Source organism: Allobosea sp. (assembly GCF_017308015.1).
In the GTDB taxonomy this organism is placed as follows: Bacteria; Pseudomonadota; Alphaproteobacteria; order Rhizobiales; family Beijerinckiaceae; genus Allobosea.
This window is the reverse complement of the sequence record NZ_JAFKFW010000012.1, coordinates 1-26,190: the sequence shown is the minus strand read 5'-3', so window position 1 is coordinate 26,190 and position 26,190 is coordinate 1. Positions and strand designations below refer to the sequence as shown.

Annotated in this window: 23 protein-coding genes and 1 pseudogene; 14 read left to right on the top strand and 10 right to left on the bottom strand. The window is 66.4% G+C overall.

The genetic code is table 11. The features are described 5' to 3' along the window. The first annotated feature begins 5 nt into the window (after positions 1-5). Positions 6-290: a hypothetical protein gene (locus tag J0I42_RS11815; RefSeq protein ID WP_291655032.1), complete on the top strand. Its 285-nt coding sequence runs from the start codon at positions 6-8 to the stop codon at positions 288-290. A 46-nt stretch (positions 291-336) separates the two neighbouring features. On the opposite strand, the gene glpK is transcribed toward J0I42_RS11815, so the two are convergent. Beyond that, positions 337-1,836: a glycerol kinase GlpK gene (glpK, locus tag J0I42_RS11810; protein ID WP_291655031.1), complete on the bottom strand. Its 1,500-nt coding sequence runs from the start codon at positions 1,834-1,836 to the stop codon at positions 337-339. Between the two features lie 259 nt (positions 1,837-2,095). Here glpK and J0I42_RS11805 point away from each other — a divergent pair, with 259 nt between their 5' ends. Both J0I42_RS11805 and J0I42_RS11800 read left to right on the top strand, forming a co-directional pair. Further along, on the top strand, positions 2,096-3,175 hold the full coding sequence (locus J0I42_RS11805; RefSeq protein ID WP_291655030.1) for a Ppx/GppA phosphatase family protein: 1,080 nt from the start codon (positions 2,096-2,098) through the stop codon (positions 3,173-3,175). Positions 3,176-3,187: 12 nt separating this feature from the next. Beyond that, the gene (locus J0I42_RS11800; protein ID WP_291655029.1) at positions 3,188-3,946 is read left to right on the top strand and encodes an RlmE family RNA methyltransferase; all 759 of its coding nucleotides are present in this window, start codon (positions 3,188-3,190) and stop codon (positions 3,944-3,946) included. 9 nt (positions 3,947-3,955) lie between these two features. On the opposite strand, the gene J0I42_RS11795 is transcribed toward J0I42_RS11800, so the two are convergent. Beyond that, complete coding sequence (locus tag J0I42_RS11795) at positions 3,956-4,576, bottom strand: hypothetical protein (RefSeq protein ID WP_291655028.1); 621 nt, start codon at positions 4,574-4,576, stop codon at positions 3,956-3,958. A gap of 136 nt (positions 4,577-4,712) precedes the next feature. Beyond that, positions 4,713-6,152, bottom strand: coding sequence for a DHA2 family efflux MFS transporter permease subunit (locus J0I42_RS11790; protein WP_291655027.1), 1,440 nt, complete (start codon positions 6,150-6,152; stop codon positions 4,713-4,715). 302 nt (positions 6,153-6,454) lie between these two features. Here J0I42_RS11790 and J0I42_RS11785 point away from each other — a divergent pair, with 302 nt between their 5' ends. The 8 genes from J0I42_RS11785 to J0I42_RS11750 all read left to right on the top strand — a co-directional run bounded on the left by J0I42_RS11785 (position 6,455) and on the right by J0I42_RS11750 (position 16,385). Next, positions 6,455-6,763 carry a hypothetical protein gene (locus tag J0I42_RS11785; protein ID WP_291655026.1) on the top strand — a complete coding sequence of 103 codons (309 nt, stop codon included), beginning with the start codon at positions 6,455-6,457 and terminating at the stop codon, positions 6,761-6,763. 183 nt (positions 6,764-6,946) lie between these two features. Continuing rightward, positions 6,947-8,440: an IMP dehydrogenase gene (guaB, locus tag J0I42_RS11780; protein WP_291655025.1), complete on the top strand. Its 1,494-nt coding sequence runs from the start codon at positions 6,947-6,949 to the stop codon at positions 8,438-8,440. A 70-nt stretch (positions 8,441-8,510) separates the two neighbouring features. Further along, positions 8,511-8,921 carry an MAPEG family protein gene (locus J0I42_RS11775; RefSeq protein ID WP_291655024.1) on the top strand — a complete coding sequence of 137 codons (411 nt, stop codon included), beginning with the start codon at positions 8,511-8,513 and terminating at the stop codon, positions 8,919-8,921. Between the two features lie 142 nt (positions 8,922-9,063). Then, complete coding sequence (locus J0I42_RS11770) at positions 9,064-10,161, top strand: DUF2865 domain-containing protein (RefSeq protein WP_291655023.1); 1,098 nt, start codon at positions 9,064-9,066, stop codon at positions 10,159-10,161. 424 nt (positions 10,162-10,585) lie between these two features. Beyond that, positions 10,586-11,596, top strand: coding sequence for an extracellular solute-binding protein (locus J0I42_RS11765; RefSeq protein ID WP_291655022.1), 1,011 nt, complete (start codon positions 10,586-10,588; stop codon positions 11,594-11,596). Continuing rightward, positions 11,593-13,278 (top strand): ABC transporter permease, encoded by a 1,686-nt coding sequence (locus J0I42_RS11760; protein WP_291655021.1) that lies wholly within the window; start codon positions 11,593-11,595, stop codon positions 13,276-13,278. Before J0I42_RS11765 ends, J0I42_RS11760 begins: the two co-directional genes overlap by 4 nt. 96 nt (positions 13,279-13,374) lie before the next feature. Next, the gene (locus J0I42_RS11755) at positions 13,375-15,129 is read left to right on the top strand and encodes an AsmA family protein (protein ID WP_291655020.1); all 1,755 of its coding nucleotides are present in this window, start codon (positions 13,375-13,377) and stop codon (positions 15,127-15,129) included. 83 nt (positions 15,130-15,212) lie between these two features. Further along, positions 15,213-16,385, top strand: a complete 1,173-nt coding sequence (locus J0I42_RS11750) for an E22 family MetX-like putative esterase (protein ID WP_291655019.1) — start codon at positions 15,213-15,215, stop codon at positions 16,383-16,385. Between the two features lie 19 nt (positions 16,386-16,404). Here the strand turns inward: J0I42_RS11750 and J0I42_RS11745 are convergent, their stop codons facing one another. The 4 genes from J0I42_RS11745 to J0I42_RS11730 form a co-directional block, all read right to left on the bottom strand. Then, positions 16,405-17,016 carry an ATP-dependent Clp protease proteolytic subunit gene (locus J0I42_RS11745; RefSeq protein WP_291655018.1) on the bottom strand — a complete coding sequence of 204 codons (612 nt, stop codon included), beginning with the start codon at positions 17,014-17,016 and terminating at the stop codon, positions 16,405-16,407. A 49-nt stretch (positions 17,017-17,065) separates the two neighbouring features. Next, complete coding sequence (locus J0I42_RS11740; protein WP_291655017.1) at positions 17,066-17,425, bottom strand: SRPBCC family protein; 360 nt, start codon at positions 17,423-17,425, stop codon at positions 17,066-17,068. Beyond that, complete coding sequence (locus J0I42_RS11735) at positions 17,422-17,736, bottom strand: ArsR/SmtB family transcription factor (RefSeq protein WP_291655016.1); 315 nt, start codon at positions 17,734-17,736, stop codon at positions 17,422-17,424. Before J0I42_RS11735 ends, J0I42_RS11740 begins: the two co-directional genes overlap by 4 nt. A 114-nt stretch (positions 17,737-17,850) precedes the next feature. Continuing rightward, on the bottom strand, positions 17,851-18,483 hold the full coding sequence (locus tag J0I42_RS11730) for a MarC family protein (RefSeq protein WP_291655015.1): 633 nt from the start codon (positions 18,481-18,483) through the stop codon (positions 17,851-17,853). A 211-nt stretch (positions 18,484-18,694) separates the two neighbouring features. Between J0I42_RS11730 and gyrA the strand changes: the two genes are divergently transcribed. Further along, complete coding sequence (gyrA, locus tag J0I42_RS11725; protein WP_291655014.1) at positions 18,695-21,499, top strand: DNA gyrase subunit A; 2,805 nt, start codon at positions 18,695-18,697, stop codon at positions 21,497-21,499. Between the two features lie 138 nt (positions 21,500-21,637). Next, a complete protein-coding gene (gene aat / locus J0I42_RS11720) occupies positions 21,638-22,309 on the top strand; it encodes a leucyl/phenylalanyl-tRNA--protein transferase (RefSeq protein ID WP_291655013.1) in 672 nt (223 codons plus the stop codon). Between the two features lie 24 nt (positions 22,310-22,333). Here the strand turns inward: aat and J0I42_RS11715 are convergent, their stop codons facing one another. From J0I42_RS11715 to J0I42_RS11705, 3 genes are all read right to left on the bottom strand, one after another. Beyond that, positions 22,334-22,960 (bottom strand): DUF2155 domain-containing protein, encoded by a 627-nt coding sequence (locus J0I42_RS11715; RefSeq protein ID WP_291655012.1) that lies wholly within the window; start codon positions 22,958-22,960, stop codon positions 22,334-22,336. 185 nt (positions 22,961-23,145) lie between these two features. Next, the gene (locus J0I42_RS11710; protein WP_291655011.1) at positions 23,146-23,556 is read right to left on the bottom strand and encodes an NADH:ubiquinone oxidoreductase subunit NDUFA12; all 411 of its coding nucleotides are present in this window, start codon (positions 23,554-23,556) and stop codon (positions 23,146-23,148) included. A gap of 59 nt (positions 23,557-23,615) precedes the next feature. Beyond that, a complete protein-coding gene (locus tag J0I42_RS11705) occupies positions 23,616-23,891 on the bottom strand; it encodes a hypothetical protein (protein ID WP_291655010.1) in 276 nt (91 codons plus the stop codon). 1,037 nt (positions 23,892-24,928) lie between these two features. On the opposite strand from J0I42_RS11705, the pseudogene J0I42_RS11700 reads away from it, so the two are divergent. Next, positions 24,929-26,190: pseudogene (locus J0I42_RS11700) on the top strand (vitamin B12-dependent ribonucleotide reductase); the annotation flags it as partial.

The following is a 26,190-nucleotide window of genomic DNA, read 5'->3' as shown; positions in this document are numbered from 1 at the left end:
CAGCCATGCGCTATACCGACGAACTCGACGCGCTGCGTGCCGTCCGCGAGGCGCTCCGCCGGCAGATTGCCGAGCGACTTGCGCTGGAAGCGGGCGGATCGCTGGAAGGTGCATCGCCGGAAGCCTGGCTGCTCGCCGCCGACGAGGCGATCGCGGCCTGGCAGGACAAAGGCGAGGAGGCGCAGGATTCCCGCGCCTTCCGCCCGATCGGGCCGCTGCAGGACCTGCTGGCAAACCATGCCGCACTCGTCGAGCGGATCGCGGATGCGCTCGACCGGCGCCTGTCCTAGCCTCAAGCGAACGTGCCGGACCGGCTCCGGCCGGAATCTGCTCGCGTTAGCTCCCGCTCAGTGTCCGCCTGACGCTGTCGCGCCAGCCGCCGACCTTGCGCTTGCGCTGGCTCGCAGCCATCGCGGGCGAGAAGCGTCGCTCCAGCCGCCACATGTCGGCGAACCGGTCGGGCTCAGGCAGAAGGCCGGCATCCAGCCCGGCAAGATAGGCGGCCCCCAGAGCCGTCGTTTCCAGCACATTCGGCCGGTCGACCGGCAGGTCGAGGATGTCGGCGAGCCGCTGCATCGTCCAGTCGGAGGCGACCATGCCACCATCGACCCGCAGAACAGCGTGCCCCGTCCCCGCCGCCGGCCAGTCCGCGCGCATCGCCTCGACGAGATCCAGCGTCTGGTAGCAGACGCTTTCCAGCGCGGCGCGCGCGAACTCGCGCGGTCCGGAATTGCGGGTCAGGCCGAACATCGCTCCGCGTGCATGCGCGTCCCAGTGCGGAGCGCCCAGGCCGACGAAGGCCGGTACCAGATAGACATCCTGCTCGGGATCGGCAGCTTCCGCGAGCGGCCCGGTCTCGCTCGCCTTCTCGATGATGCCGAGCCCGTCGCGCAGCCACTGCACGGCTGCTCCAGCGATGAAGATCGACCCTTCCAGGGCATAGGTCCGCTTGCCGCCGAGCTGGTAGGCGACGGTGCTGAGCAGGCGGTGCTTCGAGCGCACCGGCGTATCGCCCGTGTTCAGCAGCGCGAAGCAGCCGGTGCCGTAGGTCGACTTGACCATGCCGGGCGAGAAGCAGGCCTGCCCGATCGTCGCCGCCTGCTGATCGCCGGCGATGCCGCGCACCGCGATCGGCGCCCCGAACAGCTCCGGAGCCGTGTCGCCGAAATGCGCCGCGCAGTCGCGCACCTGCGGCAACAGGGCGGCCGGAATGCCGAACAGGTCGAGCAATTCGGAATCCCAGACGCCGCGGCCGATATCGAACAGCATGGTTCGGGCAGCATTGGTCGCGTCGGTCGCGTGCACGGCCCCGCCGGTCAGGCGCCAGAGCAGGAAGCAGTCGACCGTGCCGAAGGCGAGTTCTCCGGCTTCCGCCCGGCGCCGGGCTCCGGGCACATTGTCGAGCAGCCAGGCGATCTTGGTGGCGGAGAAATAGGGGTCGATGCGCAGGCCGGTGCGCTCGGCGACCAGCTCCTCATGACCGGCCGCGACGAGATTCGCACAGGCCTTTGCCGTGCGGCGGTCCTGCCAGACGATGGCGCGATGGATCGCCCGCCCCGTCCGGCGGTCCCAGATCAATGTCGTCTCGCGCTGGTTGGTGATGCCGATCCCGGCGATATCCGCCGCGCCCAAGCCGCCCTTGGCGATAGCCTCCCTTGCCGTCGCAAGCACGCTCTCCCAGATATCCTCCGGCTCGTGCTCGACCCAGCCCGAAGCCGGGAAATGCTGCGGGAACTCCCGCTGGGCACTGGCCACGACCGCCAGGGACGCATCGAACAGGATCGCCCGCGACGAGGTCGTGCCCTGGTCGATGGCGAGGATGTGTCTGGCGGCCATGTTGGTTCCTTGCCCCGATCTCACTGGTGGGCGGAGACTGGCCGATGAGCCGGTCCCCGCGCAAGCGCATCCCGTGCGAATGCCCGGCAAACCTTCCGCCCGGCAAGGTTCTGCTTGGCATGTCGCGCGCCCTGTAGTTAGCTCGCCATGAAGCAGGGCCGCGCCGTGTCGCGGCCCCTGTCCGGACCTCGAGGATCGGACAGGTTGAAAGGTTGGATCGGTGGCGGTCGAGGACCGGCAACAACGGGATGTCGCGCCAATGGCGCGGCCGCAGAGACATGACGCCGATCCGCAACGGGCCGGCGTGGCCCCGTCTGTCGCGCCGTTCAGAAGATTCGAACAGCCTGCCGCCCCTCGCCCGCCGGGCGTGACCTATGCGGCGCTCGATCTCGGCACCAATAATTGCCGCCTGCTGATCGCCCGGCCCGCCCAGCACGGTTTTCGCGTCGTCGACGCCTTCTCCCGCATCGTGCGCCTCGGCGAAGGGCTGGCCGCCAGCAGCCGCCTCGCCGATGCCGCGATGGACCGCGCCGTCGAGGCGCTGAAGATCTGCCGCAGCAAGATGGCGAATCGCGGCGTCACCCGCGCCCGCCTCGTCACGACGGAAGCGTGTCGTGCCGCCATCAACGGGCTCGACTTCATCCGCCGCGTCGCGGCCGAAGCGGAATTGTCGCTGGAGGTCATCGACCAGCGCACGGAAGCCGCGCTCGCCGTCTCCGGCTGCGCGGCTTTGGCCGATCCGGCGGCGGAAAGCGTGATCGTCTTCGATATCGGCGGGGGCTCGACCGAGATCGTCTGGCTCGGCGGCCGCAACGAGGCGCGCGACCCTGCCGCCCGCATCCGGGAATGGGCCTCCCTGCCGATCGGCGTCGTCACGGTGGCCGAGCGCTATGGCGGCATCGAGGTCAGCCGCGAGCTGTTCGAGCGGATGGTCGAGGATTGCGCGCAGGCGCTCGCCCCCTTCGCCGAAAAGGCGGCGGGAGCCCGCGATGCCCGCAGCTTCCACCTGCTCGGCACCTCCGGCACGGTCACCACGGTCGCCGGCATCCATCTCGACCTGCCGCGCTATGACCGGCGCGAGGTCGACGGGTTGTGGATGCATCAGCGCGACATCCTCGCGGTGATCGACCGATTGATCGAGATGGACTATGCCGCCCGGGCGGCGAATGCCTGCATCGGCCGCGAGCGCGCCGATCTGGTGCTGGCCGGCTGCGCGATCTTCGAGGCGATCCGCCGCGCGTTTCCGAGCGAGCGCGTCCGTATCGCCGATCGCGGCCTGCGCGAGGGCATTCTGCTGCGCATGATGCACGAGGACCGCGCCTGGTGGCGGCGGAAATAGGCTTTTGAGGCGATGAGCAGCGGACAATCCGGCGGCAAGGGCGGCACGGCCAAAAGCGGCGGCAAACCAGCCGGCGCTCGCGACATGCGCGTCAAGGTCAAGAAGGCCGGCAAGCTCAAGCATTCCTCGCAGCTCTGGCTCGAGCGCCAGCTCAACGACCCTTATGTGAAGCGGGCCCGGGAGATGGGCTATCGCTCGCGCGCGGCGTTCAAGCTCGAGGAAATGGACGACCGCTACAAGTTCCTGAAGTCCGGCCAGCGGTTGATCGATCTCGGCTGCGCACCGGGCGGCTGGTGCCAGATCGCCGCCAAGCGCATCGGGCTGGAGCAGGGCAAGGGCCATATCGTCGGCATCGACCTGCTGGCCGTCGACCCGATCCCCGGCGTCGACCTGATCCAGCTCGATTTCATGGCCGATGAAGCGCCTGCCCTGCTGACCGAACGCCTCGGCGGCCGCGCCGATGGCGTAATGTCCGACATGGCCGCCAACACCACCGGCCACAAGAAGACCGACCATCTCAAGATCATTGCGCTTGCCGAGGCCGCCGTCGAATTCGCACACAGCATCCTGGCTCCGGGCGGGTTCTTCCTCGCCAAGCTGTTCCAGGGAGGCGACAGCGCCGAACTGCTGACCATGCTGAAGCGCGACTTCACCACGGTCCGGAACGTCAAGCCGGCGGCGAGCCGTGCCGACTCCTCCGAGCTCTACGTGCTGGCGACCGGCTATCGGCGGGCCGCCCGGGAGCAGCAGGCCGAACGGCCGGAGAGCTGAGCGAGCCGCTCACTCCGGAAAGATGTCGCGCGGCAGGTGACGCGGATCGTAACTGCCCGGCGCGCTCCGCACGATCGAATTCCAGATCCAGAAGCCGAACCCACCGAGGGCGAAAAGCGGTCCGGCCACTTCGAAGAACCCGGCTTTGCCGCTCAGGCCGACATAGAGCACCATCAACCCGGCGCCGCCGAAGACGACAGCCGCGATGAGCACGACGACGATGAGGAAACGGTGGCGCGCTTCCGGAATGCCGCGCCGGAACGCGATAGAGCCGTGCCCGCCGGCGATCAGGCGGCGATGCAGGTCCTGGACGAAGCTGATGAAGACGCTATCCCGCCGCGGGTCATCCGCGCCCCAGGGACTGCTGGAGTAAACGAAAAGCGGCCGCCCCGAGGTAAATGTCAGTTCGGTCAGTGTCTCCCAGGGCGATCGTGGCCCGCCATTGAGCGCCTGCAGCCTCACGCCCGCGAGTTTGGTGAAGGGCCGCAGGCCCGATCGGCCGTCGAGTTCGTAGGCTATGCCCTCGTCGCTGAGCGTCAGTTCGGTTTCGGCGAGCTTGAACCGGGCCGCGCCGTCGCCGACGCAGAGCGTGTAGCGCGTCTCGTTCGAGGACGCAGGTCCGGCTTGCATCCCCTGACCTTGCGGCAAGCCGCCTCGGTTGGCAAGTCAGCGCAGCGGCTCGAAAAGTGGGGTGCGGCCTCAGAAAAGACGAAGTAAAATCAGAGAGCTAGACCATTGGACTGAAGCCGATAGTCGGCCCGAAGGCCTAATCGAGCGGCTTCTGCTCAGCGATCGCCTCGGCAGTCATCTTGCGTGCGCTGACGGGGACATGACCCGACACCTCGGCGCCGGCATCGGGAGCGAGCTGCATCATCCAGAGCGAGGACGAGGCCGATATCAGGCCGACGATCAGGAAGGCCGGCCAGAAATCTCCGGCACCCAGCGCCTTGCCACCGTGCAGGAGGTTGGCGCCCTCGAGGGCGAACGCGCCGATCGTCACGCCTACGCTCAACGAGAGCTGCTGCGCGACGCTCGACAAGCTGGTCGCGCTCGACATTTCGCGGTTGGAGACGTCGGCATAGCTCAATGCGTTGAGGCCGGTGAACTGCAGCGAGCGGAAGCAGCCGCCGACCAGCAGCACGGACAGCATGATCGCGTGCGGCGTCATCGGCGTGAACAGCCCGGAGACCGCAAGGAAGCCGGCGCCGATCACGGCGTTGATCGTCAGCACCCGCCGGAAGCCGAAGCGCGCCAGGATGGTCTTCGCCAGCGTCTTCATGATGAGCGCACCGGCAGCCGAGACGAAGGTGATCAGGCCCGATTGCAGCGCATCCAGCCCGAAGCCGAGCTGGAGCATCAGCGGCAGCAGAAACGGAATGGCGCCGATGCCGGTCCGGAAGATCGAACCGCCAATCACGCCGATCCGGAAGGTCTGGATCCGGAACAGCGAGAGGTTGAGCACGGGATAAGGCACGCGTTGCGCATGGAACCAGTAGGCTGCCAGCGCCGCGGCCCCACCCAGCACGCAGGCATAGGACACCGCTTCCGGCACCAGGTGCCGTCCGCCGGTGTTGAGCCCGAGCATCAGGCTGGCGAACCCGCAGGAGGAGAGCAGGAACCCGCGAATATCGAGCGGCGGCACGTCTTCTTCCCGGATATCCTCGAAGAACAGGCTCGCCAGGACGATGCCGACGAGGCCGATGGGGATGTTGATGAAGAAGATCCAGCGCCAGTCGAAATAGGTGGTGATGAAGCCGCCGAGCGGTGGACCGACCACCGGCCCGACCAGCGCGGGAATCGTCAGATAAGCGAGCGCTCCGACGATTTCGGACTTGCTGACACTACGCAGAATGACCAGGCGCCCGACTGGCACCATCATCGCCCCGCCCATGCCCTGGATGAAGCGCGCGCCGACGAAGGCGCCGAGCGAGTTCGACACCGCGCAGAGCAGCGAGCCGAGCATGAAGACGCAAAGCGCCGAGCGAAAGATCGTGCGCGCGCCGAAACGGTCGGCCATCCAGCCGGAGATCGGGATGAAGACGGCAAGACTGACCAGATAGGACGTCAGCGCCAGCTTCAGCGCGATCGGGTCTTCCCCCAGCGACTTCGCGATCATCGGCAGCGAGGTCGCGATCACCGTCGAATCGGTGTTCTCCATGAACAACGCGCAGGCGACGATCAGGGGCAGGAGTTTGGAGCGCTGCAAAACGTCGGACCTTGAGACTTAGGACCTTCCGCGCCCATCGAATTAGGCGCGCTTGAAATCATAAGCTCGGCTATTAATGCGATGTGCACGAAGTGACGAGAGCGAAATCGCGCTTTGCCGCCGGATTTGCCCGCGGCCGGCGCGTTTCCGCCATGCACATGGATTATGCCCCGGCAGTGCACACAACACCGCCATGCATTGACCTCACTCCTTCGGGGGTAACGGCGCCCCCATTTTATTGGTGCCCGGTAGCACCGGGCCGTCGCGAGGGGCGCGCGCCGTTCACTCTACGGAGAAGCGCCATGATCAGAATGTCATCAGTTTTCGCCGCCGCTCGTCGCCTGTCGCCCGGCGCGGCCGTGCTCGGACTCGCCCTCGCGGCCGGCTCGAGCTCGGCGCCCGCCGCGGCGGCAGCCGACATGATGAGCTGGCAAGCCGGCTGCCAGTTCAAGACGATCCCGAGCAGCGCCGGTGAGGCCATGCGCTACGACATGTGCCAGCGGCTCCAGACGTGCCAGCGCATGGCCGACGCGGGCGACCGGAGCATTGCGCAGATCGGCTGCTTCGGCTTTGCGCCGGAAGCCCCTGTCGCAGCTCGCCGCGCTCACTGACGCGGGGCGACATTGCAGAAACGGTGCCGCCACGGGCCGGCGCCGTTTCCGCACTGCAAAAAATCCCTTCACGAGCACTAGCCGTCCGGCTGCGCCCATGCTAACGGGCCTCGTCAACTCGGCACCGGGCCTATCGCCCCGCCCCCTTGAAAAGCCGGCCTCGCCCGGCGGTCGGAGTTGACGATGACGCTTTCCCTCGACGGTCTGATTCGCGACGGTTTCACCTTCGACGACGTACTGCTCGAGCCGGGGCCGTCCGAGGTCATGCCGGCCGACGTCGACATCCGCACGAAGCTCACCCGCACCATCTCGCTCAATCTGCCGATCGTCGCCTCGGCGATGGATACGGTGACCGAAGCCCGCATGGCGATCGCCATGGCGCAGGCCGGCGGTCTCGGCGTCATCCACCGCAATCTCGATGCCGAGCAGCAGGCGGCGCAGGTCCGCCTCGTCAAGAAGTTCGAATCGGGAATGATCACCAATCCGATCACCATCCATCCCGACGAGACGCTGGCCGATGCGCTCGCGCTCATGAAGAACAACGGCATCTCCGGCATTCCGGTCGTCGAGCGTGGCCCGCAGGGCCACAAGGGCAAGCTCGTAGGCATCCTGACCAACCGCGACGTACGCTTTGCCGCCAATCCGGCCCAGCCGGTTTCCGAGCTGATGACCAAGGAACGTCTGATCACGGTGCGCGAGGGCGTCAATCCTGAGGAAGCGCGCCGTCTGCTGCACCAGTTCCGCATCGAGAAACTGCTCGTCGTTGACGATCACTATCGCTGTATCGGCCTGATCACCGTCAAGGACATGGAGAAGCAGGTCGCCTATCCCAACGCCGCCAAGGACGCGCATGGCCGCCTCCTCGCCGCCGCCGCGACCACGACCGGCGATCAGGGCTTCGAGCGCTCGGAGATGCTGATCGATGCCGGCGTCGACCTCATCGTCGTCGACACCGCCCACGGCCATTCCGCCAAGGTGCTGGAAGCCGTCAGCCGGGTGAAGAAGCTCTCCAACTCGGTCCAGGTCATCGCCGGCAACATCGCGACCGCCGGCGGCGCGCAGGCCCTGATCGATGCCGGTGCCGACGCCATCAAGGTCGGCATCGGCCCGGGCTCGATCTGCACCACCCGCATCGTCGCGGGCGTCGGTGTGCCGCAGCTCACCGCGATCATGGATGCGGCTTCGGCCGGGGCGAGAGCGGGCGTGCCGGTCATCGCCGATGGCGGCATCAAGTATTCCGGCGACCTCGCCAAGGCGCTGGCGGCCGGCGCCTCCTGCGCCATGGTCGGCTCTCTGCTGGCCGGCACAGACGAGACGCCGGGCGAGACCTTCCTGTATCAGGGCCGCTCCTACAAGGCCTATCGCGGCATGGGCTCGGTCGGCGCGATGGCGCGCGGCTCGGCCGACCGCTACTTCCAGCAGGACATCAAGGATTCGCTCAAGCTCGTGCCGGAAGGCATCGAAGGCCAGGTCGCCTACAAGGGCCCGGTCTCGAACGTGCTGCACCAGCTCGCGGGAGGCCTGCGCGCTGCGATGGGCTATGTCGGCGGCAAGGACCTGGAAGAGTATCGCAACAAGGCGCGCTTCATCCGCATCACCAGCGCCGGCCTGCGTGAGAGCCATGTCCACGACGTGACCATCGTGCGCGAGAGCCCGAACTACCCGACCCGCTCTTGAGTCCGCTGGAACTTCGTGCAGCACTGGCCCGGCTCATCCGGACCGGTGCTGCACGAGGCGACGCGCAACCATGACTCTCAAGCTGATCTATCCGACGCTGGCGATGATCTTCTGGATATTCGTCGTCGGCGTCATCCTGGCCTTGCGCCGCAAGGCCGCCTTTGCCAGCGGCGCCGTCCGGCCCGACGAGGTGACGGTGTCGACCGAGCGCTACCCCGTCCCGGCGCGGCTCGCGGCCGCGAACTTCACCAACCAGTTCGAAACGCCTGTAATTTTCTTCGCCGTCGTGATGATCGCGATGGAGACGGGCGCCACCGGCCATGCCATGGCACTGCTCGCCTGGCTCTATGTTGCGACCCGCATCGCACACACCCTGATTCATGTCGGCCCCAACAAGCTGCCCCTGCGCGGCGCGGTCTACGGCATCGGTGTCATCGCGCTGTTCTGCATGTGGCTCGGCGTCCTCATCTCCGTGCTCTGAGCCGTAACGACGCTCTTCGCTCGCGTTAAGCATTCCATCCGTTTCCGGTGGCCGTGTGCCCGGAAACGTTGAAGCTTAACGAGAAGTAAACTACACCCCCAATGGCGGCGGACGGTGGACAAGCGTAGTTTGGAGTGACGCGATGTGGCGTGTCCGTGAAGTCCCGGCGCGGGTTTTCGCCCGCGACGGTGATGTTCTGGCTGCCGTTTCCGGCAAGGTGAAGATCGCAAGGCGCAGCCCCACGGCACGTCTGCTTGCGCTCGCCGCGCTCGGGTTCACGCTCGGCTCCGGCGGGATTGTGCTGACGGCTTCGATGGTTCAGGCCGAAAGCGAGGGCAGTGCGCGCGAATTCCTGATCCAGGAAGCGGCACGCCGGGAGCGGGCGCGCGTGCAGAACGCGACCTATAGTTCGACCCGCTACGCCCCGCAGGCCAGTGCTTATGCGCCGGCCGGCAATGGCTGGCGCCTGCCGCTCATGCAGATGCGGCCGAATGGCCGCCTCGCGCACCCGTCGATCGATCTTAACCCCTTCCGGAAATCGGCCCACAAGACGGCCGACAAGCAGCGCCGGCCCGCCGGCACGGCCAGCGCTTCGCTCGACGGGATCACGGGCGCAGCGGACCGCGCGCGGACCTTCTGCGTGCGCCTCTGCGACGGCTTCCACGCCCCGATCGGCTATCTCCGCGCGGCCGGTGACATGAAGGCCCATGAAGCCCTTTGCGGCGCGATGAACCCCGGCATTCCGGTCAAGGTCTTCCGCATGGCCGCCGGCACGACCAGCCTTGCCGACGCCGTGGCGGCCGACGGCAAGCGCTATGGCGCCCTGCCCATGGCCTTCAGCCACGAGAAGGCGGCCGACCCTGCCTGCCGCCCGGCCATCGTTCAGGCGGGCGAGCGGCGCATCTCGCTACTGCGCGACATCACCTTGCGGCCGGGCGACAGCGTCGTGCTCGACGGCAAGGTCTCGACCTTCACCGGCGGTTCGGGCTGGCCCTATAGCCGCCGCGATTTTCGCGATTTCCGCACGGCCTCCGAACTCAGCAAGTCGCAGCGCAAGCAGATCGACGAACGGGTCGGCATTTCCCGGATGGAGGCGCAGGCCCGTAGCGTCCGGCGCCAGATGCGGGTCCGCGAGGCGCAGCTTCGGGACGAGACCATCGCCAGCGACGCCATCCTGCGCGGCACGGTCGATCCAACCCAACGCGAGCCGGTCCGGCTGATCCCGCTGCCGACGCGCTAAGTGTCGGGCCAACCCGGTCCATGAGCGGAACAGGACGTCACTATCGGGCTTGCCCCTGTTCGTGATGCTCGCTCGTATGGCGAGCATCCACGTCTTGGACACCGCTTTGCATCGATGAAGGCGTGGATGGTCGGGACAAGTCCGACCATGACAGAAACGTCGTGTTCAGAGGTCCACGCTCAACAAGAGACGACCAGCTTCGACCGCGACAGGTCGTCCCATCCGAAAAACAGGCGCCGCGGGTACGGCCGAAATCCCTTTGTCTTTCCAAGACAATGCCTGGCTTATTAGAATTCGTCAAAATAAGAGGCAAACTAGAATTTCTATAAGGCATTGATATCAAAGGAATACTTCATTGACGCTCTGCGGACGGCGTTCTATCGCTCCCCCATCGCGCTGATCGCGCCACCGACGGAGCAGAAGAATGATCGCAAAGACCTACCTCCACGCCCTGGCGCTGTCCTCCTGCCTGCTGGCCGCCCCGGCTTTCGCGCAGGGCGTGAACCTCTACACGACCCGCGAGCCGGCCCTGCTCAACCCGGTTCTGGAAGCCTTCACCAAGGATACCGGCATCAAGGTCAACGCGGTCTTCCTGAAGGATGGCCTGCAGGAGCGTATCCGCGCCGAGGGTGCCAACAGCCCGGCCGACGTCATGCTCATGGTCGATGTCGGCGAGATCAACGCCGCGGTCGATGCCGGCATCACCCAGCCGATCAAGTCGGACGTGGTGGACAAGACCGTACCGGCCCAGCTTCGCCCCGACAACAACTGGGTCACCCTGACCAAGCGCGCCCGCGTCGTGGTGGTCTCGAAGGAGCGCGTCAAGCAGGATGCGATCACCTATGAGGACCTCGCCGACCCCAAGTGGAAAGGCAAGTTCTGCATCCGCTCCGGCCAGCACCCCTATAACAATGCCCTCTTCGCCGCCTATCTCGCTCATCATGGAGCCGAGAAGACCGAGACCTGGCTCAAGGCCGTGCGCGCCAACGCCGCCCGCAAGCCCGGCGGCGGCGACCGCGACGTCGCCCGCGACATTCAGTCCGGCCTCTGCGACATCGCCATCATCAACACCTATTATATCGGCCTGATGAGCGAGGCGAAGAACGAGCAGAAGGGCTGGTTCGATGCGATCAAGCCGCTCAAGACCACCTTCGCCGGCGACGGCACCCATGTGAACGTCTCGGCGGCGGCGCTCGCCAAGAATGCCCCGAACAAGGAGAACGCCGTCAAGCTGGTCGAGTACATGCTCGGCGACAAGGCCCAGGCGCTCTATGCGAACGGCAATTTCGAGTTCCCGGTCAACGCGGCCGTGACCGACTCCGCCGCAGTCAAGCTGCTCGGCGCCGTCACGCCGGACAAGCTGACGCTTTCCGAGGTCGCCAAGCAGCGTAAGGCCGCAGCCAATCTCGTCGACAAGGTCGGCTTCGACAATTGAGCCTGAGCCACCCGCTCTACGCTATGCGACGGTCGCCACTCTCGTGGCGGCCGTCAACGCGTTTCGCCTATGCCGCGATCGGCGGGGCAGCGCTCGTGCTGCTGCCGCTGCTGGCGCTCGTCGCAACCGCTTTTTCGTCGCGGCAGGCGGCCGAGATCTGGCCGCATCTCGCCGCGAACGTGCTGCCTACGGCCCTCGTCCAGACCAGCCTGTTGCTGATCGGCGTCGGCACGGCCTGCGCCGTCATCGGCGTCGGCACCGCTTGGCTGGTGACGCAGTATGATTTTCCGGGACGACGATCGCTCGAATGGCTGCTCGTGCTGCCTCTCGCACTGCCGACCTATCTGACCGCCTATATCTACGTCGAATTCCTCGGCTTTCAGGGGCCGCTCCAGAGTGCATTGCGCGGCATGACCGGCTGGCATTCCCTGCGCGACTACTGGTTTCCCGACCCGCGCAACCTGCCGGGCGCGATCGCGATCATGGCGATCGTTCTCTACCCTTACGTCTATCTCAGCACGCGCGCCCTCTTCAGCGTGCAGGGCGCCAGCATCGTCGAAGCGGCGCGGAATCTGGGCGCCGCGCCCGGCCGCCTGTTCTGGCGCATCGGTCTGCCGCTCGCGCGCCCGGCGCTCGCCGCCGGTCTCACCCTCGTCCTGCTGGAGACACTGAACGATATCGGCGCCACCGAATATCTCGGCGTCCGCTCGCTGACCCTCTCGATCTATACGACCTGGATCAATCGCGGCTCGCTGCCCGGCGCCGCCCAGATAGCCTGCGTCATGCTGCTGATCGTCTTCGCTCTGATCCTCACCGAGATGAAGCTGCGCGGGCAGAGGCGCTTCGCCCTGCCGGTGCGCCAGCCCCGACCGGTCACCCGCCGGCCGCTCCGCGGACGCAGCGCCGCTCTCGCCGCCTTCGCCTGCGCCCTGCCCGTGCTCTTCGGCGCCGTCTTGCCCATCGCCTACCTCGTCACCGAGATCCTGCAGCGCGGCCTGCTGGCGCAGTTCGACACGGCGCTGTTGCGCCTCCTCGGCAACGCGCTTCTGCTCTCCGGATTTGCCGCGGCGCTGGTGATCGCGCTGGGACTCGGAATCGCGACCGCCGGCCGCGCCGGCCGCGAGAGCTGGTTGAAGCCTCTCGCCCGTATCGCCAGCCTCGGCTATGCGGTGCCCGGTACCGTGCTGGCGCTCGGTCTGCTGATCCCTCTTGCGGCGTTCGACAACCTGATGGCCGATGCCGCATCCGCGCTGTTCGGCCTCAAGCCCGGGTTGATCCTGATCGGTTCCGGCGCGGCGCTGGTCCTCGCCTATATCGTGCGCTTCCTCGCCATGGGAATATCCGGGGTCGAGAGCGGGCTTTCGCGCGTCTCGCCGCGGATCGACGACGCCGCACGCGCGCTCGGCGCTGCCGGGCCTGAGGTGCTGCGGCGCATTCATTGGCCGCTGGCGCGCCCCGCCATCGCGGCCGCAGCGCTTCTGGTCTTCGTCGACTGCCTCAAGGAATTGCCGGCGACGCTGCTGCTGCGGCCGCTCAACCTCGACACGCTGGCGACCGTGGTCTACGGCCATGCCTCGCGCGGCGTCTTCGAGGATGGCGCGCTGGCGGCGCTCCTGATCATCCTGGCCGGCCTCTATCCGGCCTTCGTGCTGGCGAAAACCGGTACGGATCGCGTGGGATAGCCGGCTTTCCAGCCTCGACAAGCCCCCCGCATGGGCCTAAACCCTGTCCCGCCAGGGGGCTGGCTGACTTTCGGCCCGGTGCCGATTCGGAAGTCCATGACCAGACGCGCTGCGATCATCGCTTTCAGCCTCGTCGTCGCCATCGGCCTGCTCGGTTCGCAGTCCTGGGACGTCGCGCTCGGGCGCGTCCAGCGTAGCGCGATCAAGGCGATCGAGGAGCGGACCGGCTTCCTCGTCAAGACGATCGGGCGGGCCGAGATCGCTCTGCTCCCCCTGCCGCGCATCAGCCTGTCCCAGGTCTCCTTTACCCAGCGAGACGGCGCGCTTGCCGGCGAGGCCGTCCGCGTCAAGGCGCATCTGCGCCTTCTGCCGCTGCTCGGCGGGCGCCTCGGCTTCGACCGGGTCGATCTCATCGCCCCCCGGATCGACGTCGCCGTCCTGCCCGGAAGCGACGGCGTCACCGAATGGCTCAGCCCCGCTCTCGCCGAATTCGAACGGCTGCAAAGCCAGAGCAAGATCGTCATCAGCGCTGGCTCGGTCTTCCTGCGGGCGAATGGCGCCATCCAGAGCGTCGTGCGCAATCTCGACCTCGTCATCGACGAGCGCGAACTGAACGAACCGCTCGCCCTGTCCGGCTCGCTGAACTGGCGCGGCGTTCCGACCGAGGTGAACCTGCTCTGGCCGATGGTCGGCGGCAACGCCAAGGCGGCGCTTTCGGCGACGTCATCGCTGTTGAAGCTGCGCTTCGAAGGCACCCGCTCCGGCCCCGGCGAGCCGGTGATAAGCGGCCCGCTCGTGCTTTCGACCCCTTCGCTCCCGAAGCTGCTCGGCTGGTTCGGCGAGGAATCGCGTCTGGGATCGGCGCTCGGTGCCGTCGCGGTCTCGGCCGATATTCAGATGAAGCCACGCGAGGTCTCATTCAGCAACGCCATCGTCAATCTGGATGGCGAGCGTCTGGATGGCGCGATCAAGCTGGCGGAGACCGGCGGGCGCCTTGCGCTGTCGGGCACGCTCGCGGGCGCCGCGCTCGATCTTGGCCGCATCGTCGATCGCCTGCCGATCCCGGCGGTCGATGCCGCGGATACGGCGCCTTTCGATCTCGATGCCTGGAGCGCGCGCGACATCGACCTGCGCATTTCCGTCGATGCCGCCCGGCTGAAAGGGGCCAGGCTCGACGATGTCGCGACCTATCTGCTGGTCAAGAAGGGGCGTTTCGAGACCGGGCTGCTCCGCGCCGGCGCCTATGGTGGCAGCGTCAAGAGCCGTCTTCTCGCGGTCGCCACCCCGGCCGGCGTCGACATCAAGCTTCAGGCCGGGCTCGACAAGGTCAATCTCGGCCAAGCGGCTTCCGACCTGCCGCAACTGGCGCGGCTGAGCGGCACCGGCAGCCTCCAGCTTGCTCTCGACGGCGTCGGCCGCACCTTCGACGAGTTGCTGGGGTCGCTCACCGGCCGCATCAACCTGGCCGCCCGGCAGGGCGAGATCGGCGGCATCGCCTTCGGGGAGTTGATCCGCCGGGCCGAGCGCAGCCCGGTCCAGGCACTGCGCGACTGGCGGCAGGGCAAGACACCCTACGAGACCATCAGCGCCAATGCCGGGATCGCCGGCGGCCTGCTCGCCTTGACCGAGGCGCAGATGAATGGCGCAAACTACCGCTTCAATCTCGCCGGCAGCGCCGCGCTGCGCCCCCGCACCCTCGACATGACGGGACTGCTCGCCTCCTCCAGCGGCGCCCTGAAGCTCCCCTTCCTGCTCAAGGGACCTGTCGACGCTCCGGCCTTCGATGTCGCGAGCGAGGCTTTCCTCAGCCCTGCCGGCGCTTCCCTCATGCCCACGCTGCTCACCCGATAGCTGCCCGGGTTGCCGATGTTCCGGGAATCCGCTCCGATGCCGCCGGGTCTCGTTGCGGCAGCGGAAAGGATGCGGCGAGGAAGATGTGGATCACGGGCGCGCTTGCGCTCGCAGGATGGATGACGGCAGGCATGGCCGATGCGCAGGATATGACAGTCGAGAAGAAGGTCTTCGAGCTTCCGAGCTTCACCACGCAGAGCGGCCGCACGCTGAAGGATGTCCGCGTCGGCTGGGAGAGCTATGGCACGCTGAACGACGACAGATCCAACGCCGTGCTGATCTGCCATTTCTTCTCCGGCAATTCGCACGCCGCCGGCAAATACGCGGCCGACGATGCGGCCCCGGGCTATTGGGACGCAATCATCGGCCCCGGCAAGGCGATCGACACGAACACCTATTTCGTCCTGTCCTCGGACACGCTGGTCAACCTCAACACCGGCGATCCCAACACCACCACCACCGGCCCGGCCTCGACCAATCCCGATACCGGCAAGCCTTACGGGCTCGACTTTCCCATCGTCACGGTCCGCGATTTCGTCGAGGTCCAGAAGGCGTTGGTCGAGAGTCTCGGGATCAGGAAGCTCGCGCTGGTCGCAGGCCCCTCGATGGGTTCGCTCCAGACCTTCGAATGGGCGGCGAGCCATCCCGAGATGGTCGCCAAGGCCATGCCGGTGATCGGCGCCGGCGAAGCCGATGCGATGCTGATCGCCTGGCTCGACGTCTGGGCCGCACCCATCCTCGTCGATCCCAACTGGAGCAACGGCGACTATTACGGCAAGACGCCGCCTCTGGCCGGCCTCGCCAAGGCACTGACCGCCGTGACCCTGCAGGCCAATCACCAGGACTGGGCCAACGCCACCTTCGGCCGCCGCCCGGCCAAAAACGGCGAGGAGCCCGGCAAGGCGCTCGCCAACAAGTTCCAGGTCCAGAGCGTGCTCGACAATGCCGGCATGGCCCGCGCCAGGCTCTCCGACGCCAACCACTTCCTCTATCTGGTCAAGGCGAACCAGCTCTTCGCCGCAGGCGGCACCTCGCTCGCGGACGGCATGGCCAAGATCAAGGCGCCGATGCTGCTGATCACCCAGCCGAAGGACCTCGTCTTCACGCCAGACATGGTCGCGACCACGGTAATGGCGGCGAAGGCCGCCGGGCGCGACATCACCCACGCCACGATCGACGGCTCGCGCGGCCATCTCGACGGCGTGATGTCGATGAAGCAGGCAGAAGGCGCAATCCGGGAATTCCTGGAGAAATAGGCAAGTAGCGGCCGGCCGCTCACGCTGCGACCGGACCGTCCATCCGGTGGACGATCCGGTCGATCAAGCCCCATTCCAGGGCCTCTTCCGGGGTCATGAAGCGGTCGCGGTCGAGCGACCGCTCGACCTCTTCGTAGCTGCGGCCACAATGCTCGGCATAGAGCCGGGTCAGGCGATGCTTGGTCTGCCGCATCTCCTCCGCATGGATCATGATATCGGAAGCCTGCCCCTGGAAGCCGCCGAGTGGCTGATGGACGTGCAGGCTGGCATTGGGCAGTGCCCCGCGCTCGCCCGGCTCTCCGGCCATGAGCAGAAACGAGCCCATCGAGCGCGCCGTACCCATGCACAAAGTATGTACCGGCGAGCGGATGTAGCGCATCGTGTCGTACATCGCGAAGCCGCTGGTCACCACGCCGCCCGGCGAGTTGATGTAGAGATGGATCGGCTTCTTCGGGTTCTCCGCCTCCAGAAACAGGAGCTGCGCACAGACCAGCGCGCTCGTCGCGTCGTTGACCTCTCCGTTGAGGAAGATGATCCGCTCGCGCAGCAGTCGCGAGTAGATGTCGAACGAGCGCTCCCCGCGGCTCGACTGCTCGACGACCATAGGGACGAGTTGCATCGCTTCGCGCATCGGCGAACTCCAGGGTTTCGAGAAAGCAGGATGATGGTTTTGCGTCGTCTCAGGCAGCGGCGCGCATCAGCGGCGGGCCATTGCTGTTTGCTGGAACCAAATCCAGTCCGACACGGCGATCGGTCAGTTCATGGATCACATGCAGACAGCTTCCGCCGGCCTCGCTGGCGCTAATGCGGAACGTGACCACGCTTTCGAGAAAGGGCGCCTCGCTGTCGCGCATGCGATAGCGCAGCGCCTTCCCCGGTGTGACGATGCTCGGCTCGGCATCGGCCAGTTCCGCGTCGGGTAGCCAGTGCTCGCGCAGGCCGGGTGTGCTGAGCGCACGCCAGAGCTTCTCGGGCGGCTCCGCGAACCGGAATTCGAAGACAAGAGGATCGGCCGCCGCCTCGCTGTCCTCGCCGCTCATTGGTCCATCTCCCTGAGCAAGGCCCTGAGATCGTCGATCCGCTCTGGCCAGAAGGCGCGGTATTTCGTCAGCCATCGCGCGACCAGCGCCAGTCCTTCAGGATCGACCCGGTAATTCACGAAGCGGCCCTGCCGCTCCTCGCGAACGAGGCCGGCACCGCGCAAAACTGAGAGATGCTGCGACATCGCAGGCTGGCTGATCGCGATGCCCTCGCGCAGTGCAGTGGCGTTCGTGCTGCCTGCCGCCAGCTTGTCGAGGATGGCGCGCCGCGTCGGATCCGCCAGCGCCTTGAAGATCTCGTTCTCGATCATGGCAACACATAAGCATCTACTTATGCAATGCGCAAGCCGCCCGTTCTGAGACCACAAGTCCGGCGAGCGTCCGCCGCTCCCGGAACCGCCTCGGTCTCGGAAGCATATTGCCCCCTACCCCGCCTGCACCGCGGCCTTGATCCCGTCGATCACGAACTGCACGGCGAGGGCCGCCAGGATGACTCCGAGCAGGCGCGTCAGCACGATGTTGCCGGTGACGCCCAGCAGCTTCGCGATCGGCGTCGCTGTCAGGAAGACGGCAAGGCAGGACAACACCACCAGCCCGCAGATCACCGCGAGCGTGATCAGCAGCAGCGGATCGCCTTGGGCCCGGCCGGCGAGCAGGATCATCGCGGTCAGCGCGCCGGGCCCCGCCATCAGCGGGATCGCCAGCGGAAAGGCCGCGACATTGCGGATGTGATCCTGGGTGATCGCGGTATCCGCCGTCTGCTGTTTGCGCTCGGTCCGGCGCTCGAACACCATCTCGAAAGCGATCCAGAACAGCAGGAGCCCGCCGGCGATGCGGAAGGCCGGCAGCGAAACGCCGAGCGCCTTCAGGACGATGTCGCCTGCCACGGCGAAGAAAGCCATGATGCAGAAGGCGATGATCGAGGCGCGGATCGCGACCTGTTTCCGCTCGCTTTCCGACATCCCCCGCGTGAGCGACAGAAAGATCGGCGCAAGCCCCGGCGGGTCGAGCGTCACCAGCATGGTGACGAGAGCAGCGGTGGCGAATTCGACGAACATGGCGCCACATCAGCACGCCGAAAGCCCGCCGTCACGCACCAAGAAAGGCCGGAATATGGCAACGCGGCGAAAGGCATCCCGAAACGGCCCATAAGATACTGTATTCATTGTAATAATTTTTGCTTGGACAGCGCCCGCTTTCGCTGGCGTCCGCGGCCGGAATCGGCTAGCCAGAAGGCTGAAAAACCAGCAGGAATCGGGACATTTCTCCTTGAGCGACGATACCGACGACAAGCGCGACGAAGCCCCGGACTTCGGCGGCGACATCAAGCCGATCGCGATCACCGACGAGATGAAGAAGAGCTATCTCGATTACGCCATGAGCGTGATCGTGAGCCGCGCTCTGCCCGATGTCCGCGACGGCCTGAAGCCGGTCCACCGCCGCATCCTGTTCTCGATGCACGAGAACAAGAACGTGCCCGAACGGCCCTATACCAAATGCGCCCGCATCGTCGGCGACACGATGGGTAAATACCATCCGCACGGCAATCTCGCGGTCTATGACGCGCTGGTGCGCATGGCGCAGGACTTCTCGCTGCGTCTGCCCCTGATCGACGGCCAGGGTAATTTCGGCTCGATGGACGGCGATTCAGCCGCCGCCGATCGTTACACCGAGGCCCGCCTCGACAAGGCGGCAATGCCGCTGCTCGAGGACCTCGATCTCGACACGGTCGATTTCCAGCCGAACTACGACGGCAAGGAGCATGAGCCGACGGTCCTGCCGGCGCGCTATCCGAACCTCCTCGTCAACGGCGCCGGCGGCATCGCGGTCGGCATGGCCACCAACATCCCGCCGCATAACCTCGGCGAGGTCATCGACGCCTGCGTCGCCTATATCGATGATCCCGAACTCTCGATCGACGACCTGATCGAGATCGTCCCCGGCCCGGATTTCCCGACCGGCGCCTCGATCATGGGCCGCAGCGGCATCCATTCGGCCTATCACACCGGCCGCGGCTCGATCGTGATGCGCTCGAAGACGCATATCGAGGAGCTCCGCAAGGAGCGCGAGGCGATCGTCGTCACCGAGATTCCCTATCAGGTGAACAAGGCGACGATGGTCGAGAAGATCGCCGATCTCGTGCGCGAGAAGCGCATCGAGGGCATCTCCGACCTGCGCGACGAATCCAGCCGCGAAGGCGTGCGCGTCGTCATCGAGATCAAGCGCGACGCCGTCGCTGACGTCGTGCTGAACCAGCTCTACCGTTTCACCCCGCTGCAGACCTCCTTCGGCGCCAACATGGTCGCATTGAACGGCGGCCGTCCGGAGGTCCTCAACCTCAAGGACTTCATCACCGCCTTCGTCGAGTTCCGTGAGCTCGTCGTCTCGCGGCGCACGCGCTACCTGTTGAACAAGGCCCGCGAGCGCGCCCATGTACTCTGCGGCCTTGCGACCGCCGTCGCCAATATCGACGAGGTCATCCGCCTGATCCGCACCGCGCCGACGCCTGCCGCCGCGCATGAAGCCCTGATGGCGCGCGACTGGCCGGCTGACGATATCGCCCCGCTGATCGCGCTGGTCGACGATCCGCGCCATCCGATGAACGCGGACGGAACCTACCGGCTCTCGGACGCACAGGCCAAGGCGATCCTCGAACTGCGCCTCTCGCGCCTCACGGCCCTGGGCCGCGACGAGATCGGCGACGAGCTGGAAAAGCTCGCCAAGGAGATCGCGGATTATCTCGACATCCTGCGCTCGCGCGCCCGCATCCAGTCGATCGTCAAGGCCGAACTCGCCGAGGTGAAGGCCGCTTTCGCCACGCCGCGCCGCACCGAGATCCAGGACTGGGGCTCGGACCTCGACGACGAGGACCTGATCGCCCGCGAGGACATGGTCGTCACCGTCAGCCATGGCGGCTATATCAAGCGCGTGCCGCTCTCGACCTATCGGGCGCAGCGCCGCGGCGGCAAGGGCCGCTCCGGCATGGCGACCAAGGACGAGGATTTCGTCGCGCGCCTCTTCGTCGCGAGCACCCATACCCCGGTGCTGTTCTTCTCCTCGGAAGGCCAGGTCTACAAGGAGAAGGTCTGGCGCCTGCCGCTCTCGGCGCCGAACGCCCGCGGCAAGGCGCTGGTCAATATGCTGCCGATCGAGGCCGGCGAGCGCATCACCACGATCATGCCGCTGCCGGAGGATGAGGCGAGCTGGGAGACGCTGGACGTGATGTTCGCCACCGCGTCTGGCGGCGTGCGCCGCAACAAGCTCTCCGACTTCGTCAACGTCAACCGCGCCGGCAAGATCGCGATGAAGCTCGACGAGGGCGACCATATCGTCGACGTGCAGATCTGCACCGAGAACGACGACGTGCTGCTGACCACCGCCGACGGCCAGTGCATCCGCTTCGCCGTGCCTGAGGTGCGCGTCTTCAAGGGCCGCGATTCGACCGGCGTGCGCGGCATCAACCTGGCCAAGGGCGACAAGGTGATCTCGCTCGCGATCCTGCATCACCTGGACGCCACGCCGGATGAGCGCGCCGCCTATCTGAAGCGTGCTGCAGCCGCCCGCAGGGCGCTGACCGGCGAGACCGAGGAAGGCAGTGAGGCTCCGGCAGCGGTCGAGGCCGATGCCGAGGAGAGCGCCGGCGATATCGAGCTCGGCCAGGAGAAATACGCCGCCATGGGCGCGGCCGAGCAATTCATCCTGACCGTCTCGGAACGCGGCTACGGCAAGCGCACTTCGTCCTTCGAGTACCGGGTCACCGGGCGCGGCGGCAAGGGTATCGTCGCGATGGTCGTCAACGACCGCAACGGCAAGCTCGTCGCCTCCTTCCCGGCGCTGGATAGCGATCAGCTCATGCTCGTCACCGATGGCGGCCAGCTCATCCGCGTGCCGGTCGATGCCGGCCCGGATAATCGCATCCGCATCGCCGGGCGCTCGACGCAGGGCGTGACGGTGTTCAACACCGCCAAGGACGAGAAGGTCGTCTCGGTGGAGTGCATCAACGACGACGGCGAAGGTGGCGAGGACGGCGAGACCGGCGACGAAGCGCCGGGCGACGTCGCCACGGAAGGCTGATCCGCCAGGCTTTTGCAGCCGTGGCTTCAGGCGATGTCTGAAGCCACGGCGCCGGCGATCCGGAATGATGGCTTAGGCCCGCAGCGAACTCTGCCGCTTCCGTTTGACACGCAACGCAGCACACGCTCCCATCCGGTCATGAAGGCTCGTTCCGTGCCCGTCCGCACCCCCGCGATCACGCCGGAGATCATGCTGCGCGCCTATGCCGCCGGCATCTTCCCGATGGCGGAGAGCGCCGACGATCCCGGACTGTTCTGGGTCGAGCCGGAATTGCGCGGCATCATCCCGCTCGACCGCTTCCACCTTTCGGCGCGTCTCGCCCGCACCGTGCGCTCGGATCGCTTCGAAATCAGGGTCGACACCGCCTTCGATGCCGTCATCGCAGCCTGCGCCGAGGCCAGGCCGGACCGGGCCGAAACCTGGATCAACCGCCGCATCCGCGAGATTTTCAGCGAACTCTTCGCGCTCGGCCACGCCCATACCGTGGAATGCTGGCGCGAGGGCCGGCTGGTCGGCGGGCTCTACGGGCTTTCGCTGGGCGGGGCCTTCTTCGGCGAGAGCATGTTCCACCGCGAGACCGACGCCTCGAAGGTCGCGCTGGTCCATCTCGTCGCCCGCCTCAGGCGCGGCGGCTATCACCTGCTGGATACGCAGTTCCAGACCGGCCATCTCGCCCAGTTCGGCACGATCGAGATCCCGCGCGACAGCTATCGCAGCCTGCTTGGCGAGGCGATGCGGCACCAGGGGGACTGGCAGGCGTCGCCGACGCTCAAGCCGATCAGCGGCCGCGAGGTGCTCGCCTGGATATGAGCGCCTTGCCCTAGTCGGCGACGGTCAGTTGCCGCCCATATAAGGATCGCGGCCGGGAGAGGGATTGGTCGGGAAAAAGCGCTGGCTCGGCCGCTGCGGCTGCACCGGCACGCCGCGCGGCGGTTCGATATCGATGCGTCCACCCGGCGGCGGTGCAGCGGGTTGCTGTCCGGGGGGCGGAGGATTGGGGTTGCGCGGCCGGCGCGGATCCTCGACCGGCGGCGCTTCTGGCTCCTTCGGATCGACGACGAGCTCGGTGCCACCTTTGCAGTCGGTCAGCCAGGCATCGTAGATCGCGTGTTCGACACCGTGCAGGCCGGGACTCGCCGCATACATCCATCCGGTGAAGATGCGCCGGTACTCGTTCTTGACCGTGACTTCGTCGACCTCGACGAAGGCGTCGGTCTGCGGCGCCTCCGTCGGCGGCCGCGTCCAGCAGACCCGCGGTGTGAGCTGGAGGGCGCCGAACTGCACGGTCTCGTCGATCGCCACCTCGAAGGAGATGATACGGCCGGTGATCTTGTCGAGCCCGGCGAAGACCGCGGTCGGGTTGCGGATGCGATCGGCCTGAGCCGGGCCCGTCGCGGCGAGCAGCGCGGCCGCGCTCGTGGCGAGGCAGGCCAGGGTCGAAAGGCGGAACAGGAACGGCATGCTGGCGCGAATCTCTTCGACAGCGCGGAAGGACCGCGACGGCGCGCAGTAACACGGTAAAGGGAGCGGAAAAAGGGCGCCGCGCCTGAAACGCGCTGGGTTGGGCGGCCGGTACCCTGCCTGTAGCAAAAAGGCCGCCCCGAAAGGAGCGGCCCGGCATTTCGTGACGCGTCTTGAAACCCCGCTCAGCGGCCCGGCGTCCAGGCCTCGTAGTCGCCGGTCGCGGCCGGGCGTTCGCCTTCGGCAAGCGTCGAGCCTTGCGGGCGATAGGCCAGCGCCGTGCCGGTCCAGTTCTGCTGGTGCGGCTGCTGCCACTCGCGCGGCTGATAGCTTTCCTCGGAAGGCGCGACATCGACGGTGTGGTGCAGCCAGCCGTTCCAGCCCGGGGGCACTTTGGAGGCTTCCGTATCGCCCTTGTAGATCACCCAGCGGCGCTGGAAGCCGAGCGCCTTGTCCTTCACCCCGCCCTTGGTGCGGTAATAGACATTGCCGAACTCGTCCTCGCCCACCCGCTCGCCATGGCGCCAAGTGTGGAAACGCGTCCCGATTGTCTGGCCGTTCCACCAGGTGAAGATCTGCAGCAGCCAGTCCTTCATCGTCCTCAGTCCGTGCGCGCAGTGCAAAACAATTGCGCGACTTATGGCTCCGGCACCGCCTACTGTCCAGCCCGCGATGGGCCGACCGTGCTGAAACCGCGCGATGTTTCGCCGTGGTCGCAGCGCATCAGGCTCATGACGGCGATAACGTCGGGCGGGACGGCCCTGAGCTGGCGGGTCTGCTTGTCCCGGACCATGACGTTGGTCGCGTTGACGAGCCGGCCCGAGGCGATGAGCGTCGCCAGAACTTCGATCCCGCGCGGATCCAGCTCGTACCGTGGCTTCCCGGGATCACGCGAGCCGGCCATCAGCCGCGCGCTGGCGCTCAGCTCCATGACGACATGCGCCGTGGAACCGGAAACGGACGCCTTCGTGAAGCTCAACCTGTTCACTGGCATTCCGGGGGCCGAAATACCGCTCTTGTTGATGGTGATCCTTGGCGCTCCGTGGCAACCCATCCGGCGGGATGCCCATTCTCCCTCGAAGGCCGGCGCGAGCGGCTCTCTGTCGTTGCAGCCGGCCAGGATCAGAGTGAGCAGACAGAGGGCATGACGGCGCATGGTTGTCTCGGAGGGATCACGCTCCAGCCTGCATAACCGGTCCGATCTAACGTTACTTTAAGCGGATCGCTGAATCTGCGCGCTGCAAGTCGCCCGCCACGATTCGGCCCCGATTCGAATGGTCGCGATAACGCCCTTCTCGGGGGAAACCGTCCGGGATCAGTCACTTCCGGGAGCCTTTGAAAGCGGTGCTGGCAGCAGGCTCCCGGCGGACCGGTTTCATCTCCCGTCAACTATGAATAGCGGGGATTTTAAGGACTGCGCTTCATCCGGCACTGTGGCAATCTTGTCGAGGCGCATCCGATTCTCCGGCGATTTCCGAGGCTTAGCGGGGGCCTTGCAACTTATCCCCATAACACACACTTCTCTACCAGATGTCGTGTCCACAGGGATCGGGGGACACTATTCCTTGACGCCCGATGGGTATCTGCACTAGATTTTGATCATCGCATGACGGCCGGCGGCACCCCCTCTGGATGACTGCGAAACCCTAGTTTCCCAGTGTGTTCCGGGCCTGCCGCCGCATCCGCCGCCAACAGCGGAAGCGAACGGATTTGCGCGGGCATTTTGGGCGCGTCCGGGATCATCGGCGGGGCCACATCGCCGGGACCCAGAGCATCGGACCAAAAAGTGGAAGCCACTTTTTGGATGAATCCGATGCTCCTGCGTTGGTGGGATCATCGTGATCGCGTCCGAAAGGACGCGCGATGATCCCGGCATCGAACCGAGTTTGGGCTGACATCAGGAGCCGGTGATCAACCGGCCGCGCGGGCTTGCGAAGCGAGTCCGCGGCAGATCAAGGGACGAAGATCATGCGCATCGAGCGCCGCTACACCACCGCCGGACAGTCGCCCTATTCCGCGATTCCGTTCCGATCGGCCGTCAGCGAGATCAAGAACCCGGACGGCTCCGTCGTCTTCCGGCTGGAAGGCATCGAAGTTCCCGAGGCGTGGTCGCAGGTCGCCAGCGACGTGCTGGCGCAGAAGTATTTCCGCAAGGCCGGCGTACCGGCGCGCCTGAAGAAGTTCGAGGAGAACGACGTCCCCTCCTTCCTCTGGCGTTCGGTCGCCGACGAGGCCGCTCTCGCCGAGCTGCCCGAGGGCGAGCGCTACGGCTCCGAGATTTCCTCCAAGCAGGTCTTCGACCGCCTCGCCGGCTGCTGGACCTACTGGGGCTGGAAGGGTGGCTACTTCACCTCGGAGGAGGATGCGGCTGCCTTCCATGACGAGCTCCGCTTCATGCTCGCCACCCAGCGCGTCGCGCCGAACTCGCCGCAATGGTTCAACACCGGCCTGCACTGGGCCTACGGCATCGACGGCCCCAGCCAGGGCCATTTCTACGTCGACTTCAAGACCGGCAAGCTGGTGAAGTCGAAGTCGAGCTACGAGCATCCGCAGCCGCATGCCTGCTTCATTCAGGGCGTGCAGGACGACCTCGTCAACGAGGGCGGCATCATGGACCTCTGGGTCCGTGAAGCCCGCCTGTTCAAGTATGGCTCCGGCACCGGCTCGAACTTCTCGATGCTGCGCGGCGAAGGCGAGAAGCTCGCCGGCGGCGGCAAGTCCTCGGGCCTGATGTCCTTCCTCAAGATCGGCGACCGCGCCGCCGGCGCGATCAAGTCGGGCGGCACCACCCGCCGCGCCGCCAAGATGGTCGTGGTCGATGCCGACCACCCCGATATCGAGGCCTATATCGACTGGAAGGTGAAGGAGGAGCAGAAGGTCGCCGCTCTCGTCACCGGCTCCAAGACCGTCAAGAAGCATATGAAGGCCGTGCTCAAGGCCTGCGTGAACTGCGAAGGCGACGGCGATTCCTGCTTCGATCCCGAGCAGAACCCGGCCCTCAAGCGCGAGATCAAGCTCGCCCGCAAGGCGCTTGTGCCGGACAACTACATCAAGCGCGTCATCCAGTTCGCCAAGCAGGGCTACAAGGACATCTCCTTCGACACCTATGATACCGACTGGGATTCCGACGCCTATCTCACCGTCTCCGGCCAGAACTCGAACAACTCGGTCTCGCTGACCGACGATTTCCTGCGCGCCGTCGAGACCGATGCCGACTGGAACCTCACCGG

Excerpts from the sequence above, each read along its gene's own strand:
- J0I42_RS11815 (WP_291655032.1), top strand. The coding sequence starts at position 6 with ATGCGCTATACCGACGAACTCGACGCGCTGCGTGCCGTCCGCGAGGCG.
- glpK (WP_291655031.1), bottom strand. The coding sequence starts at position 1,836 with ATGGCCGCCAGACACATCCTCGCCATCGACCAGGGCACGACCTCGTCG.
- J0I42_RS11805 (WP_291655030.1), top strand. The coding sequence starts at position 2,096 with ATGGCGCGGCCGCAGAGACATGACGCCGATCCGCAACGGGCCGGCGTG.
- J0I42_RS11800 (WP_291655029.1), top strand. The coding sequence starts at position 3,188 with ATGAGCAGCGGACAATCCGGCGGCAAGGGCGGCACGGCCAAAAGCGGC.
- J0I42_RS11795 (WP_291655028.1), bottom strand. The coding sequence starts at position 4,576 with ATGCAAGCCGGACCTGCGTCCTCGAACGAGACGCGCTACACGCTCTGC.
- J0I42_RS11785 (WP_291655026.1), top strand. The coding sequence starts at position 6,455 with ATGATCAGAATGTCATCAGTTTTCGCCGCCGCTCGTCGCCTGTCGCCC.
- guaB (WP_291655025.1), top strand. The coding sequence starts at position 6,947 with ATGACGCTTTCCCTCGACGGTCTGATTCGCGACGGTTTCACCTTCGAC.
- J0I42_RS11775 (WP_291655024.1), top strand. The coding sequence starts at position 8,511 with ATGACTCTCAAGCTGATCTATCCGACGCTGGCGATGATCTTCTGGATA.
- J0I42_RS11770 (WP_291655023.1), top strand. The coding sequence starts at position 9,064 with ATGTGGCGTGTCCGTGAAGTCCCGGCGCGGGTTTTCGCCCGCGACGGT.
- J0I42_RS11765 (WP_291655022.1), top strand. The coding sequence starts at position 10,586 with ATGATCGCAAAGACCTACCTCCACGCCCTGGCGCTGTCCTCCTGCCTG.
- J0I42_RS11755 (WP_291655020.1), top strand. The coding sequence starts at position 13,375 with ATGACCAGACGCGCTGCGATCATCGCTTTCAGCCTCGTCGTCGCCATC.
- J0I42_RS11750 (WP_291655019.1), top strand. The coding sequence starts at position 15,213 with ATGTGGATCACGGGCGCGCTTGCGCTCGCAGGATGGATGACGGCAGGC.
- J0I42_RS11745 (WP_291655018.1), bottom strand. The coding sequence starts at position 17,016 with ATGCGCGAAGCGATGCAACTCGTCCCTATGGTCGTCGAGCAGTCGAGC.
- J0I42_RS11740 (WP_291655017.1), bottom strand. The coding sequence starts at position 17,425 with ATGAGCGGCGAGGACAGCGAGGCGGCGGCCGATCCTCTTGTCTTCGAA.
- J0I42_RS11735 (WP_291655016.1), bottom strand. The coding sequence starts at position 17,736 with ATGATCGAGAACGAGATCTTCAAGGCGCTGGCGGATCCGACGCGGCGC.
- J0I42_RS11730 (WP_291655015.1), bottom strand. The coding sequence starts at position 18,483 with ATGTTCGTCGAATTCGCCACCGCTGCTCTCGTCACCATGCTGGTGACG.
- aat (WP_291655013.1), top strand. The coding sequence starts at position 21,638 with ATGAAGGCTCGTTCCGTGCCCGTCCGCACCCCCGCGATCACGCCGGAG.
- J0I42_RS11715 (WP_291655012.1), bottom strand. The coding sequence starts at position 22,960 with ATGCCGTTCCTGTTCCGCCTTTCGACCCTGGCCTGCCTCGCCACGAGC.
- J0I42_RS11710 (WP_291655011.1), bottom strand. The coding sequence starts at position 23,556 with ATGAAGGACTGGCTGCTGCAGATCTTCACCTGGTGGAACGGCCAGACA.
- J0I42_RS11705 (WP_291655010.1), bottom strand. The coding sequence starts at position 23,891 with ATGGAGCTGAGCGCCAGCGCGCGGCTGATGGCCGGCTCGCGTGATCCC.